Source organism: Plantibacter lichenum (assembly GCF_050587525.1).
GTDB lineage: Bacteria > Actinomycetota > Actinomycetes > Actinomycetales > Microbacteriaceae > Plantibacter.
In genome coordinates, this window is record NZ_JBOBFT010000014.1 from 60,885 (window position 1) to 73,648 (window position 12,764).

At 69.1% G+C, this 12,764-nt stretch carries 12 protein-coding genes; 2 read left to right on the forward strand and 10 right to left on the reverse strand.

All coding sequences use genetic code 11. The annotated features are described in order from the left end of the window. Positions 1-109: 109 nt before the first annotated feature. The 7 genes from ACQ3HB_RS17295 to ACQ3HB_RS17325 all read right to left on the reverse strand — a co-directional run bounded on the left by ACQ3HB_RS17295 (position 110) and on the right by ACQ3HB_RS17325 (position 8,754). Positions 110-1,306, reverse strand: coding sequence for an aldo/keto reductase (locus ACQ3HB_RS17295; protein ID WP_430921698.1), 1,197 nt, complete (start codon positions 1,304-1,306; stop codon positions 110-112). A gap of 163 nt (positions 1,307-1,469) precedes the next feature. Continuing rightward, positions 1,470-2,201: a glutamine amidotransferase gene (locus tag ACQ3HB_RS17300; RefSeq protein WP_430921699.1), complete on the reverse strand. Its 732-nt coding sequence runs from the start codon at positions 2,199-2,201 to the stop codon at positions 1,470-1,472. A gap of 64 nt (positions 2,202-2,265) precedes the next feature. Further along, positions 2,266-3,093: an HpcH/HpaI aldolase/citrate lyase family protein gene (locus tag ACQ3HB_RS17305; RefSeq protein WP_430921701.1), complete on the reverse strand. Its 828-nt coding sequence runs from the start codon at positions 3,091-3,093 to the stop codon at positions 2,266-2,268. After that, complete coding sequence (locus ACQ3HB_RS17310) at positions 3,090-3,566, reverse strand: MaoC family dehydratase (protein ID WP_430921775.1); 477 nt, start codon at positions 3,564-3,566, stop codon at positions 3,090-3,092. Before ACQ3HB_RS17310 ends, ACQ3HB_RS17305 begins: the two co-directional genes overlap by 4 nt. 181 nt (positions 3,567-3,747) lie before the next feature. Beyond that, the gene (locus tag ACQ3HB_RS17315) at positions 3,748-4,914 is read right to left on the reverse strand and encodes an acyl-CoA dehydrogenase family protein (RefSeq protein WP_430921702.1); all 1,167 of its coding nucleotides are present in this window, start codon (positions 4,912-4,914) and stop codon (positions 3,748-3,750) included. Next, positions 4,911-7,139, reverse strand: coding sequence for an acetyl/propionyl/methylcrotonyl-CoA carboxylase subunit alpha (locus tag ACQ3HB_RS17320; protein WP_430921703.1), 2,229 nt, complete (start codon positions 7,137-7,139; stop codon positions 4,911-4,913). Before ACQ3HB_RS17320 ends, ACQ3HB_RS17315 begins: the two co-directional genes overlap by 4 nt. Before the next feature lie 7 nt (positions 7,140-7,146). Further along, positions 7,147-8,754 carry a carboxyl transferase domain-containing protein gene (locus ACQ3HB_RS17325; protein ID WP_430921704.1) on the reverse strand — a complete coding sequence of 536 codons (1,608 nt, stop codon included), beginning with the start codon at positions 8,752-8,754 and terminating at the stop codon, positions 7,147-7,149. Positions 8,755-8,911: 157 nt separating this feature from the next. Here ACQ3HB_RS17325 and ACQ3HB_RS17330 point away from each other — a divergent pair, with 157 nt between their 5' ends. Continuing rightward, complete coding sequence (locus ACQ3HB_RS17330; protein WP_430921705.1) at positions 8,912-9,589, forward strand: SACE_7040 family transcriptional regulator; 678 nt, start codon at positions 8,912-8,914, stop codon at positions 9,587-9,589. 151 nt (positions 9,590-9,740) lie between these two features. Here ACQ3HB_RS17330 and ACQ3HB_RS17335 read toward each other — a convergent pair whose 3' ends face one another. Continuing rightward, entirely contained in the window at positions 9,741-10,115 is a 375-nt protein-coding gene (locus tag ACQ3HB_RS17335; RefSeq protein ID WP_430921707.1) for a VOC family protein, read from the reverse strand. A gap of 95 nt (positions 10,116-10,210) precedes the next feature. Here ACQ3HB_RS17335 and ACQ3HB_RS17340 point away from each other — a divergent pair, with 95 nt between their 5' ends. Then, a complete protein-coding gene (locus ACQ3HB_RS17340; RefSeq protein WP_430921709.1) occupies positions 10,211-10,882 on the forward strand; it encodes a TetR/AcrR family transcriptional regulator in 672 nt (223 codons plus the stop codon). Between the two features lie 164 nt (positions 10,883-11,046). Here the strand turns inward: ACQ3HB_RS17340 and ACQ3HB_RS17345 are convergent, their stop codons facing one another. Next, the gene (locus ACQ3HB_RS17345; RefSeq protein ID WP_430921711.1) at positions 11,047-11,343 is read right to left on the reverse strand and encodes a GIY-YIG nuclease family protein; all 297 of its coding nucleotides are present in this window, start codon (positions 11,341-11,343) and stop codon (positions 11,047-11,049) included. A gap of 133 nt (positions 11,344-11,476) precedes the next feature. Next, the gene (gene manD, locus ACQ3HB_RS17350; RefSeq protein WP_430921713.1) at positions 11,477-12,715 is read right to left on the reverse strand and encodes a D-mannonate dehydratase ManD; all 1,239 of its coding nucleotides are present in this window, start codon (positions 12,713-12,715) and stop codon (positions 11,477-11,479) included. Positions 12,716-12,764 lie beyond the last annotated feature (49 nt).

Genomic DNA, 12,764 nt, shown 5'->3' on the forward strand with positions numbered 1-12,764 from the left:
CCAGCCTACGTCAGTCGGCCCGTGAACGGGGGCGACGTCTGTGGGGGTTCAGGGCTGAGCACCACGGGAATGGCCCCGGGATCAGCCCGTTGTGCGCTGAGCGGAATCGCTATTTGAGCCGATCGGACACCCGATCGAGCTCGAGGATCTGTCCGCGGCTGAGTCGCAGGCCGGCCGCAGCGACGAGTGCATCGACATGTTCCGGTCGTGAGGCGCTCGCGATCGGAGCCACGATGCCGGGCTTCGTCATCGCCCACGCCAGCGCGACCGATGCGAGGCTGCAGTGGTTCTCCCCCGCGATCTCGTCGAGCACGTGGAGGACGCGCAGACCGCGACGGTGGAAGTGCGAGGCGACGCGGGCACCGCGGGTCGTGCGTTCCAGATCCGCCCTCGTCCGGTACTTCCCCGTGAGGAAGCCGCCCGCGAGCGTGAAGTACGGAAGCACGCCGACGTTCTGCGCCGTCGTCACCATCGACAGGCCGCCTTCGTATGCTTCGCGGTGCATGAGGCTGTAGTGGGTTTCGAGCGCCACGAACTTCGTGTACCCGCTCGCCGAGAGGATGCGCGCCTCGATGAGGCGTTCCGCCGAGTAGTTGGAAGCGCCGAGGTACCGGACCTTCCCGGTCTCGATGAGCCAGTCGACCGTGCCGAGGCTGTCGGCGAGCGGCACGGACGGGTCGTCCTCGTGGAATGAGAGCAGGTCGATGTGGTCCGTCTGCAGTCGTTCGAGGGCTGCTTCGACGGCACGGACGATGCTGACGGGACCGAGCCCCTGGTAGTCCGGGTGGCGGCCGACCTTCGTCGCCACGATCATCTCGTCGCGGTTGCGCCTCGCCCGCATCCAGTTGCCGATGAGGATCTCGCTCCGGCCGCCCGCGTAGCTGTCGGCCGTGTCGACCATGTTGCCGCCGTAGTCGTGGAAGCGGTCGAGGATGTCGGTGGTCGAATCCGGATCGACGGTCCAGCCGAAGACCGCTCCGCCCAGCACGACGGGGAACACGGACAGCTCGGAATCGCCGATCTGTCGGCGCACCGCTGCGCCGAGTCCGGGCCCCTGCGTGGGGATCGGAGCAGAGGGGTGCGGCATCGACGGCTCCGCGGGACGCGCGATCGTGGATTGGACGCGTGGCGAGGGAAGCAGCGTCCGCCTGGCCGGTTTCGTCGGCTGCACGGCCGGTTTCGTCGACTGCACGGCCGGTTCCGACGTGGTCTCGGAAGCGGATTGCTCGTCTCCGGGGAAGGCGTCGACCGGGGCCGCGAGCGTCTGCGCCTTGTTTCCGCCCGAGGAGCGCCAGAGGTGCGGCATCTGTGGCCCCTCTCTCGGCGTCATCCGCTCGATGTTGCAGTCGTGCGCCGGGAACGGGCCCCCACGCTCATCTCCAGGCTAGAGGAGCCCGGTGCATTCGGTGCGGACTGACGCGAACGTCGTGCATCTCATTCGTAACGATTTGACAAACGGATTGGCGGATCTATCGGGCGTAGCGCGCCACGAAGTTCGCGAGCACGCGTGCAGGCTGGTCGACGTGCGCCGCACGGGCGTTCTCGATGAGCCGCGGCATCTCCTCCGGCGTGAAGTAGCCGTGCCCCTGGTACACCCTGATGCGCTCGAGGATGCCGTCGACCGTGAGCTCCGGGTGGAACTGCGTCGCGTACACGTTCCGGCCCACGCGGAACATCTGCACCGGGCAGCTCTCGGACGAGGCCAACAGGATGGCATGCGCGGGAAGCTCTCGGATCGCCTCCTTGTGGCCGACGAAGGCGTCGAAGCGCTCGGGCAGTCCGTGCAGGAGCGGATCGTCACGGCCCTCGTCCGTGACGCTGACGGCGACGGGACCGATCGGCTCGGTGTACGTGCGATCGACGACCGCCCCCTCGTGCGTGCCGAGGGTGCCGACGCCGTAGCAGGCGCCGAAGAACGGCAGGTCTCGCCGGACGACGACGTCGAGGAGCGCAGACAGTTCGGCTTCCACCCGCAACTGGATGGCGGACTTGTCGCCGATCGGGTCGCTCGAATTGAACGGACTGCCGCCGACGATGATGCCAGAGATCGCGTCGAGGTCGATCGACGGCATGGGTCCCGCTTCGAGGCGGATCCGCACGAGGTCGCGCTCGTCGAGCCGTGCGGCCGTGAGCATCGCTGCGTACTCGCCGTCGGCGGCGTCGTCTTCCGCGCGGGTCGCGAGCAGCAGGAACGGCTTCATCCGCCCATGCTAGTGCGGGTTTCGCCCGCGGCCGCGGGGTTGCGCGATGGCTTCCGCGACGAGTTCAGCGCCCGGCGCGGTCCACGACCCGGCGGGCGTGCAGGAGCACGGGCTCGTCGACCATGCGCCCACGGTGGCGGAAGACGCCGGGACGGTGCGCGGCGATTTCGAGCAGCTCGACCGCATCCGCGAGTTCCGTCTCGGTCGGTCGATAGGCCTCCCGGATGATCGGCACCTGGGCGGGATGCAGGCATGCGGTCGCCGAGAACCCGCTCGCAGCGGCGTCGCCGGCTTCGATCGCCAGCCCATCCGCATCGTCGAGGTCGACGTGCACGGCGTCGATCGCGGCGATCCCGTGGGCACCGGCGGCCAGCAGCACCGACGCCCTGGCGTGGACGGCGATCCCGCGGTACGCGCCCTCCTGCGTCCGACTGGACGTTCCGCCGAGCGAGGCCACGAGGTCCTCCGCTCCCCACATCAGCCCCACGGTCGCGGGGTGGGCGGCGAGCGCCCCGGCCCCGTAGACGCCGACGGCGGTCTCGCACAGCGCGAGCACCCGAACGCCTGGCAGGGCCTCGGCGAGGGCTTCGAGCTGCGAGGGGTGCTCCGCCTTCGCGAGCATCACGGTCCGGTACTCGGTCGCGGCGAGTGCCCGGAGATCGAGGGCGAACGCGTCCGTGCCTGCGGCGTTGACCCGGACGATCGTGCGCTCCGGGTCGAGGGGCTCCTCGACGATCGCGCGACGCGCTGCATCCTTGTCGTCCGAACCCACGGCGTCCTCCAGGTCGAGGATGACGGCGTCGGCACGATCGGCCGCTTTCCGGAATCTGTCCGGACGATCCGCCGGGCAGAAGAGGAGGGAGGGTCCGAGCGTGAAGGCCGCCGCGTTCATCGTCCGCCGCCGTCCGCCGGCTCGAACCGCACGAGCGTCGAACGCACCGCCCGGACCACGACGACCGCGTCCTGGTTCCGACCGAGGTGTTCGAGCGACACGATCCCTTGCCCCGGACGACTCCGCGACGGGCGCTTGTCGAGGATCACGGTCTCCGCGTACAGGGTGTCCCCGTGGTGCAGCGGGTGCGGGAAGGCGACCTCGGTGAATCCCAGGTTCGCGACGATCGTCCCCTCGGTGAGCTGGGCCACCGAGAGGCCGACGACGGTCGAGAGGGTGAACATCGAGTTCACGAGGCGCTCGCCGAACGGCTGGGTCGCCGACCACGCCGCGTCCAGGTGGAGCGACTGGCCGTTCATCGTGAGCGTGGAGAAGAGGACGTTGTCCGCTTCCGTGACGGTTCGCCCGGGTCGATGCCGGTAGGTCGCGCCCACCACGAACTCCTCGAACCACAGTCCCCGCTGCTCGAACACCGGGCCTACGGGCAGCGCGTCGTCCTGACGGTTCGCGAGGTCCAGGTTCGCGTGGTCCGGGTCCGTGCGGCCCGCGTTCACACCGCCCGCGTTCGCGCGGCCCGTCGTCGTTCCGCGTGTGTCGTCGTGGTCGTCGCTCATCGTCGCCCTTCCATCAAGCCATCACCCTACTGTTCGCCCGTTACTGCTCGAAGCCGAGCTCCCTCGCGATGATCATGAGCTGCACCTCGGTCGTGCCCTCACCGATCTCGAGGATCTTCGAGTCGCGGAAGTGCCGCGCGACGGGGTTCTCGTTGAGGAAGCCGTAACCGCCGAAGATCTGGGTCGCGTCGCGCGCGTTCGCCATCGCCGCCTCCCCCGCGACCATCTTCGCGATCGACGCCTCCATCTTGTACGGCGCACCGCGGAGCATCCGCGATGCAGCGTCGTAGTACGACATGCGGGCGGAGTGGACGCGGGCCTGCATCTTCGCGATGGTGAACGCGATCCACTGGTTGCTGCCGATCGAACGTCCGAAGACGACGCGTTCCTTCGCATACCTGATCGATTCCTCCAGGCAGCCCTGGGCCGCGCCGACGGCGAGCGCTGCGACGGCGATGCGCCCTCCGTCGAGGACCTTCAGGAAGTTCGCGTAGCCGCGGCCCCGCTCCCCCAGCAGATTCGCCTCCGGCACCCGCACGTCCTCGAAGACGAGCGGGTGGGTGTCTGACGTGTGCCAGCCCACCTTGTCGTAGGGAGGCAGCGCAGTGAAGCCCGCGGCCGGCACGGGGACGAGGATCGTGGAGAGCTCCTTCTTCGTCGACCCGTCGGCCCGCTGGGACTGTCCCGTCACCGCCGTCACGGTCACGAGTCGTGTGATCTCGCTGCCCGAGTTGGTGATGAACTGCTTCGTCCCGTTGATGACCCACTCGCCGTCGACGAGATCGGCGGTCGTCTCGGTCGCACCGGCGTCGCTGCCGGCACGGGCCTCGGTCAGCCCGAACGCCGCGAGTCCCCGCCCGCTCGCGAGCTGTGGGATCCATTCCTCTCGTTGAGCATCGGTACCGTTCAGGTAGATGGGCATGGCACCGAGCCCCACACCCGCCTCGAGGGTGACGCCGATGCTCTGGTCCACCCGGCCGAGCTGTTCCACGGCGAGGCAGAGGGCGAAGTAGTCGAGCCCCTGCCCGCCCAGCTCCTTCGGGAACGGGAGCCCGAAGAGCCCGAGCTCGCCCATCTGCGCGATGATGCCGTACGGCAGCTTCCGTTCCGTGTCGTACTGGTACGCGGCGGGCGCCACGACCTCGTCGGCGAAGGCCTTGACCTCGTCGACGACGCGCTGGTGCTCCGGGCTCAATTCGGTGTTCATGCTGATGCTCCCATCGGTGGTGCCGGTGTGGTGGTGGACGGGGCCGCGTCGTGTGCGGACCCCGATGCTTCGGCTGTGCCGTCGCTCGTCGTGACGTTCGCGCTGGCGTTCGCCGCGACGTTCGTGGCGCTGGGCGTGGCGCTGGACGTGTTCCCGTCAGTGGTCGATGCGGGGGCGATCGTGGCGACCGACTGCCCCTGCCGCACGAGTCCTCCCGCCGCGACGTGCACCGTGGCGATCCCGTCGACGGCCGCCTTCAGGTGGTGCTCCATCTTCATCGCCTCGACCGTGACGAGGACCGTTCCGACCGTCACGGACGCGCCGTCCACCACGTGCACGGCGGTGACCGTCCCCGGCATGGGGCTCCGCACCTCTGGACCGTTCATCGAGGTCGCAGGATCGGCTGCGGCGAGGGCGTCCGCGACCTCGGTGGCGCGGGTTCGGCGTTCCAGGACGTGGATGCGTCCGTCGACGGCGACCCAGACGTCGTTTCCGCGAACCGCGATCCAACAGGGCCGGCTCTCGCCATCGACCTCCAGCGTCCAGGGCGGTCCCGTGGTGTCTCGCCGGTCGAGTCGGGCGGGCCCGAATCGCGGGGAGTCGTCGGAGTCGATCGCGACCGATGTGCCGGTTCCCCCTCCGTCGACGAGGACGGTCACGGTTTCGGCGCCCGCCCGGTAACGTCGCTCGACCGGACGCGGCGCTCCGAGACGCCAGCCGCTCGGTGCCGACCACACCGGTCCTGGACCGACGTCTCCTGCTCCTGCCTGATCGAAGAGTGCGGCCGCGACGACGGCGAGCCGATCGACCGATGTCGTTGGCTCCGTCTCCAGGAGCCTGGCGATGAGGCCCGTGTCCAGACGGCCGGTCACGACGTCCTCGTCGGCGAGCAGCTCGCGCAGGAACCGCAGGTTCGTCCGGACGCCGAGCAGGACCGTATCGGCGAGCGCACGGTCGAGGCGCTCGAGGGCCTCTGCGCGGTCTCTACCCCACGTGACGATCTTCGCGAGCATGGGGTCGTAGTCAGAGCCGACGACGGAGCCTCGTGCGATGCCGCCGTCGACACGAACACCCGGGCCTGCCGGGAAGGCCAGCTCCAGGACGGTTCCCGTCTGCGGCAGGAAGTCCGCTGCGGGGTCCTCGGCGTACAGACGCGCCTCGAACGCGTGCCCGTGCAGCACCACGTCCTCCTGTGCGAAGCCGAGCGGCTCCCCTGCGGCGACGCGCACCTGCCACTCCACGAGGTCGAGCCCCGTCACGAGCTCCGTCACCGGGTGTTCCACCTGCAGGCGCGTGTTCATCTCGAGGAAGGCGAACTCCTCCGGGCGGTCCGCGGACACCAGGAACTCCACGGTCCCGACCCCGCGGTACCCGACGCTCGCGGCCACCGCGCAGGCCGCTTCGCCGAGCCGGCGGCGAAGCGCCTCATCGACGAGTGGCGACGGCGACTCCTCGATGACCTTCTGATGCCGCCGCTGCAGCGAGCACTCCCGCTCGCCGAGATGCACGACCGCACCATGGACATCGGCGAGCACCTGCACCTCGATGTGGCGCGGGTGCTCGACGAGCCGTTCGAGGAGGAGGGTCGGATCGCCGAACGCGGAAGCCGCGACCCGATGCGCGGAGGCGAGCGCGGCGGGCAGGTCCCCGGCCGCTCGCACGACCTGCATGCCCTTGCCGCCTCCGCCGCCCGCCGGCTTCACGATGAGCGGGAAGCCGATGCGCTCGGCGGCTGCGGCGAGTGCGACGTCGTCGAGCGAGGGATCCGCGACTCCCTCGATGACGGGCACACCGCGGGCGACCACGTGCTCCTTGGCGCGGATCTTGTCGCCCATGAGCGTGATCGCCTCGACGGACGGCCCGATGAAGACGATGCCCGCCGCTGCACACGCGCTCGCGAGCGCCGGGTTCTCGGACAGGAACCCGTAGCCGGGGTGGACGGCGTCCGCCCCCGCCCTGACTGCGGCCCCGACGACCGCGTCGACGTCGAGGTAGCTGGCCGAGGCGGCGGCCGGACCGATGCGGATCGCCCGATCGGCCTCGCGAACATGAGGTGCGTCCCTGTCGGCGTCGCTGTAGACCGCGACGCCCTCGATGCCGAGGCGACGAAGGGTCCGCAGGATGCGACAGGCGATCTCGCCGCGGTTGGCGACGAGGACGGAGCGGAAGAGGGGTGCGCCGGACGCCGCGGGCGGCGCGCCTGCCGGTGTGGTCTGCTCGATCATCGTGTCCTCACATCCGGAAGAGGCCGAAGGCCGGGTCGGGCAACGGGGTGCGGGAGCAGACCTCGAGGGCCAGGCCGAGGAGGTCGCGCGTGCGGGCCGGATCGATGACGCCGTCGTCCCAGAGCCGCGCGGTCGAGTAGTAGGGACTCCCCTGCTCCTCGTAGCGGGCGGCGATCGGCTCGCGGAACGCCGCTTCGTCCTCCGCGGACCACGACTCGCCCCTCCCCTCCAACTGATCGCGTTTCACCGTCGCGAGCACACTCGCCGCCTGCGGTCCCCCCATCACGGAGATGCGGCTCCCCGGCCACATCCAGAGGAATCGCGGATCGTACGCCCTGCCGCACATCGAGTAGTTGCCTGCGCCGAAGGAGCCGCCGATCACCACCGTGAGCTTCGACACCCGCGTCGTCGCGACGGCGGTGACCATCTTCGCTCCGTGCTTCGCGATCCCGCCGGCCTCCGCATCCGTTCCCACCATGAAACCCGAGATGTTCTGCAGGAACAGGAGCGGGACACCGCGCTGATCCGCGAGCTCGATGAAGTGCGCGCCCTTCATCGCGGACTCGCTGAACAGCACACCGTTGTTCGCGACGATCGCGACGGGGTGGCCGTGCAGGTGGGCGAACCCTGTGACGAGGGTCGTCCCGTACTCGCGTTTGAACTCGTGGAACTCGCTGCCGTCGACGAGGCGGGCGATGACCTCGCGCACGTCGTACGGCGACTGCACATCGGTCGGGACGACGCCGTAGAGCTCCTCGACCGGTGCAACCGGTTCACGGGTCTCGCGGACCTCCCAGGCGCGCGGCGCGGGGCCGGGCAGGGTGTCGACGATGTCGCGCACGATCTGGAGCGCGTGTTCGTCGTTCTCGGCGAGGTGGTCGGCGACGCCCGAGACGCGCGTGTGCAGCTCCCCGCCGCCGAGGTCCTCCGGGCTCACGATCTCGCCGATCGCCGCTTTCACGAGCGGTGGTCCGCCCAGGAAGATCGTGCCCTGGCCGCGCACGATCACGGTCTCATCGCTCATCGCCGGAACATAGGCACCACCCGCCGTGCACGAGCCGAGCACGGCGGCGATCTGCGGGATGCCGGCCGCGGACATGTTCGCCTGGTTGAAGAAGATGCGTCCGAAGTGGTCCCGATCAGGGAAGACCTCGTCCTGCATCGGCAGATTCGCCCCACCGGAGTCGACGAGGTAGACGCAGGGCAGTCGCCCGGCCGCCGCGACCTCCTGCGCCCGCAGATGCTTCTTCACGGTCATCGGATAGTAGGTGCCGCCCTTGGCCGTCGCATCGTTCGAGACGACGAGCACGAGCTTGCCGCGGACCCGACCGATGCCCGCGATCACGCCCGCTGCCGGGCTCGCGTCGTCGTAGAGGCCGAGGGCCGCGAGCGGTGCGATCTCGAGGAACGGGCTGCCTTCGTCGAGGAGATGGTCGACGCGATCCCGCGGCAGGAGCTTTCCACGCGCCACGTGACGTTGCCTGGACGCTTCCGGTCCGCCCAGGGCCGCGGTGGCCAAGCGCTCCGCGAGTTCCTCGGAGAGAAGTCGCTGCGCCCGGTCGTTCTCCTGGAAGACCGCGGACGCCGGATCCGCTGCACTCGTGAGGACCGCCATCGTCTGCTCCCGTCGTCGTCGACCGGTTCTCCGTCAGCCACGTTTCGCCCGCTCGGTGCCCGATGGTCATCGGACTCGTGGGCGCTTCAGTGAATGGACGCTAACCGAAACTCAGGTTAGTCTGCATGAACCGAACTGTCCAGAGCTGGGAGTCCGCATGGCAACGCCGCACACCGACGCACCGATCGACGCATCGATCGACGCAGTGGATCACGAACTGCACGAGCACGTCGGTCGCCGCGAGGCCAAAGCGATCCGTCGAACCGCGCTGCTCACCGCCGCAGCCGCCAACTTCGCCGAGCGGGGCTTCAACGGCGTCTCGATGGAAGAGCTCGGTTCGGCGGTCGGCATGTCCGGCCCCGCCGTCTACCGGCACTTCGACGGCAAGCACGCCGTCCTCGCCGCCCTCCTCGTCGACGTCAGCCGCGACCTCCTCGACGGCGGAACCGCGGAGGTCCGCCGCGCACCCGACGCGGAACTCGCGATCCGAGCGCTCGTCGAGTTCCACGTCGCCTTCGCCCTCGACAACCGCGACGTCATCCGCGTCCAGGACCGCGATCTCGACTGCCTCGCCGGCGACGATCGTCGCACCGTGCGGGCACTTCAGCGGCAGTACGTGGAACTGTGGGTCGACGTCCTCGCGAAGCTCTTCCCGACGACGCCGGCGCCGGAGCTCCGCATCCGCGCGCACGCGACCTTCGGCCTCATCAACTCGACGCCGCACAGCGCCGGGCTCGGAGCGGTGCGCGACGGCGAGACGGCACCGGACACAACCGCCGTGCGGACGATCCTCGAGCGGATGGCGCTCGCCGCACTCACGGCCGACGATCGCTGAGGGATCGCCGCTCGCTGATCGGCAGCCACTTCGACAGGCTCAGTGACCGGGCCGGCCACTGGGAGGCACGGCCCGGCGCCTGATCGGCAGGCCCTGCGACGGGCTCAGTGACCGGGCAGCCGGTCCCTGAGCCCGTCGAAGGGCGCCGGATTCAGCCGTGCAGGACCGACAGGACGTTCCCCGCCGGGTCCTTGAACCAGGCGATGTCGGGCCCGTTGCCGCGCATGATCCCCTTCTCATCGGTCGGGAAGTCATCGCCGTAGATCGTCGTGACCACGCCGCGCGAGTTGAGCTCGTCCACGGCGGCGTCGATGTCGTCGACCTGCAGGTTGAGGATCGTGAACGAGGCCGGCTCATGCTGCGGCTTCGAGTAGATGAGCACGACCCCTCCCGACGGCAGCTTGAGGTTGAGGAAACCCATCTCGTTCCTCACGACCGTCAGGCCGAGCGCTTCGCCGTAGAACCGCTCCGCGGCATCGATGTCATCCACTGCGAAACCACTGAACACGTCTGCGTACTGAACCATCTGCCACTCCTCGTCGTTGAACTCATTGCTCACGCGCACCGTTGGAGGATTCCGCGTGGCACCAGCCGCACTCGCTGATGTGTACACTGTTCACAATGCCAGAGCGACCCGCATCCGTCCAGGGGGAATCGATGACCGGCCCGGTTCCCGCCCGCACCACGTATCGCCACGGCGATCTGCGACAGGCGCTGCTCGACGCGGGACTCGACATGGCCAGGCGCGGTGGCCCCGATGCGGTCGTGCTCCGTGAGGCGACCAGGCAGGCCGGCGTCTCCCCCAATGCCGCATACCGGCACTTCGCGGATCGTGATGCGCTCGTGCGGGCGGTTTCGGACACCGCTCAGGGGTACGCCGCGGACCACATGGCGGCGGAGCTGGCCCGCATCGCCTCCATCGGCGATCCGGCGGCGGACGCTCGCCTGAGGCTCCGCGCCGTCGGCACCGGCTACCTGCGGTTCGCGCGTGAGGAGCCGGGCCTCTTCCGCGCGGCCTTCTCGGTGCCGCACGATCTCAGCGAGGCGACGTCGCTCGCGAAGCAGGGGGTTTCCGGCCTCACGCCGTTCGGCACCCTCGGTGTGGTGCTCGACGAGCTGACGGCTGCCGGTGTCCTGCCGCCGGAGCGTCGACTGGGAGCCGAGCTGCTCGCGTGGTCGTCCGTGCACGGTTTGGGGATGCTCGTCATCGACGGCCCCCTGCGTGGTCTCGACGAGCGGATGATCGACCTCTCGATCGAACGGTTGCTCGACCTCGTCGACCGCGGCATCTGACGCGACCGGTCACTGAGCCTGTCGGGTCCGGTCACTGAGCTTGTCGAAGTGCCACACCACCAACCCCACCCTTCGACAGGCTCAGGGACCGGGCGCACCACACCACCAGCCCCCTTCGACAGGCTCAGGGACCGGGAGTCCGGTCACTGAGCCTGTCGAAGTGCTCACCGCGGGTCCACTCCAGCCCCCTTCGATCGACTCAAGCCCGGTAAATCATCGAGGCGCCCCTCGATCAGCGCCGTCTTCTTCGCGCGGCTCCACCCCTGGATGCGCTTCTCCAATGCGAACGCCTCATCGATCCGGTCGAGCTGAGCAGCCCAGACCAGGACGACCGGAAGCCGATCGGCCGTGTAGTTGGCGCCCTCGCCGGACTGATGCTGGGTCATCCGACGTTCGAGGTCGACGGTGCTTCCCGTGTAGTAGCTCGCGTCGGCGCAGCGGAGGATGTAGACGAATGGCATGCAAACGATGCTCGCGGAGTTCGGGCGCGCGCGTTGGAGTTGTCCACAGGGAGCTCCACCCTTCGACAGGCTCAGGGACCGGAGGGGCCGGTCACTGCGCCTGTCGAAGTGCTCACCGAAGGCCCGGTCGGCCCTACCAGTCGTGGACGGTGCCGTCCGCGAGACGGTTGTACGGCAGGTACGCCTGCTCATACGGGTACTTGCCCGCCTCATCGACATCGAGGTCCACCCCGATGCCGGGGGCGTCGCCCGGGTGCAGGAACCCGTCCTGCCACGTGAACGACTGCTGGAACACCTGGTTCGTGCGCTCGCCGTGCTGCATGTACTCCTGGATGCCGAAGTTGTGGATCGCGAGCCCCAGATGCATCGCCGCCGCCATGCCGACCGGCGAGATGTCGGTCGGCCCGTGCATGCCCGACTTGATCTGGTACTGCGACGCGTACTCAAGCACCTTCTTCAGGTGGGTGATGCCGCCCGTGTGCGTGACCGCGCTCCGCACGTAATCGATGAGCTGCTCTCGGATGATCTGCTGATAGTCCCACACGGTGTTGAAGATCTCACCGATCGCGAGCGGCGTCGTCGTGTGCTGACGGACGAGACGCAGCGCCTCCGGGTTCTCGGCCGGCGTGCAGTCCTCGAGCCAGAACAGGTCGTACGGTTCGAGGGACTTGCCGAGCTTCGCGGCCTGGATGGGCGTCATCCGGTGGTGGGCGTCGTGCAGGAGCGGAAGCTCCGGACCGAACTCGTTGCGCACCGCTTCGAACACCGTCGGCACATGGCGGAGGTACGCCCGGGTGTCCCAGTCCTCCTGCGCCGGACGAGCGCCGCGCTGGGCGGGCTCGTGGTCGTATCGAACGCCCTCATTACCCTCGAGCGTCGCATTCGACGCGATGCCGTAGATCGATTCGAGGCCGGGCACCCCGGTCTGCACACGGATCGCCTTGTACCCCTGCTCCTGGTGCTCGCGGATCGAGTCGAACAGTTCCTCGTTCGTCTTGCCGGAGGCGTGCCCGTAGGCGAGCAGGCCGGTGCGCGATGCACCGCCGAGCAGCTGATAGAGCGGCATGCCCGCCGCTTTCGCCTTGATGTCCCACAGAGCGACGTCGACGGCCGCGATCGCCGCCATCGTCACGGGACCGCGGCGCCAGTACGCGCTCCGGTAGAGGAACTGCCACATGTCCTCGATGCGGTGCGGGTCGGCGCCGATGAGGAGCGGTGCGACGTGCTCGGCGAGGTAGGCGACGACGGCCAGTTCACGGCCGTTCAGGGTCGCGTCGCCGAGGCCCGTGATCCCTTCATCGGTCGTGATCTTCAGGGTCACGAAATTGCGGTTGGGGCTCGTGACGATGACGTCGGCTGCAACGATCTTCATGGGGTTCTCCGGGTGCTCGCGGATCATTTCTGGGTGGGTCTGAGGGTGC

What these genes read in the sequence shown, in the direction of transcription:
- ACQ3HB_RS17295 (WP_430921698.1), bottom strand. Translation starts at nt 1,306, where the DNA reads ATGCCGCACCTCTGGCGCTCCTCGGGCGGAAACAAGGCGCAGACGCTC.
- ACQ3HB_RS17300 (WP_430921699.1), bottom strand. Translation starts at nt 2,201, where the DNA reads ATGAAGCCGTTCCTGCTGCTCGCGACCCGCGCGGAAGACGACGCCGCC.
- ACQ3HB_RS17305 (WP_430921701.1), bottom strand. Translation starts at nt 3,093, where the DNA reads ATGAACGCGGCGGCCTTCACGCTCGGACCCTCCCTCCTCTTCTGCCCG.
- ACQ3HB_RS17315 (WP_430921702.1), bottom strand. Translation starts at nt 4,914, where the DNA reads ATGAACACCGAATTGAGCCCGGAGCACCAGCGCGTCGTCGACGAGGTC.
- ACQ3HB_RS17320 (WP_430921703.1), bottom strand. Translation starts at nt 7,139, where the DNA reads ATGATCGAGCAGACCACACCGGCAGGCGCGCCGCCCGCGGCGTCCGGC.
- ACQ3HB_RS17325 (WP_430921704.1), bottom strand. Translation starts at nt 8,754, where the DNA reads ATGGCGGTCCTCACGAGTGCAGCGGATCCGGCGTCCGCGGTCTTCCAG.
- ACQ3HB_RS17330 (WP_430921705.1), top strand. Translation starts at nt 8,912, where the DNA reads ATGGCAACGCCGCACACCGACGCACCGATCGACGCATCGATCGACGCA.
- ACQ3HB_RS17335 (WP_430921707.1), bottom strand. Translation starts at nt 10,115, where the DNA reads ATGGTTCAGTACGCAGACGTGTTCAGTGGTTTCGCAGTGGATGACATC.
- ACQ3HB_RS17340 (WP_430921709.1), top strand. Translation starts at nt 10,211, where the DNA reads ATGCCAGAGCGACCCGCATCCGTCCAGGGGGAATCGATGACCGGCCCG.
- ACQ3HB_RS17345 (WP_430921711.1), bottom strand. Translation starts at nt 11,343, where the DNA reads ATGCCATTCGTCTACATCCTCCGCTGCGCCGACGCGAGCTACTACACG.
- manD (WP_430921713.1), bottom strand. Translation starts at nt 12,715, where the DNA reads ATGAAGATCGTTGCAGCCGACGTCATCGTCACGAGCCCCAACCGCAAT.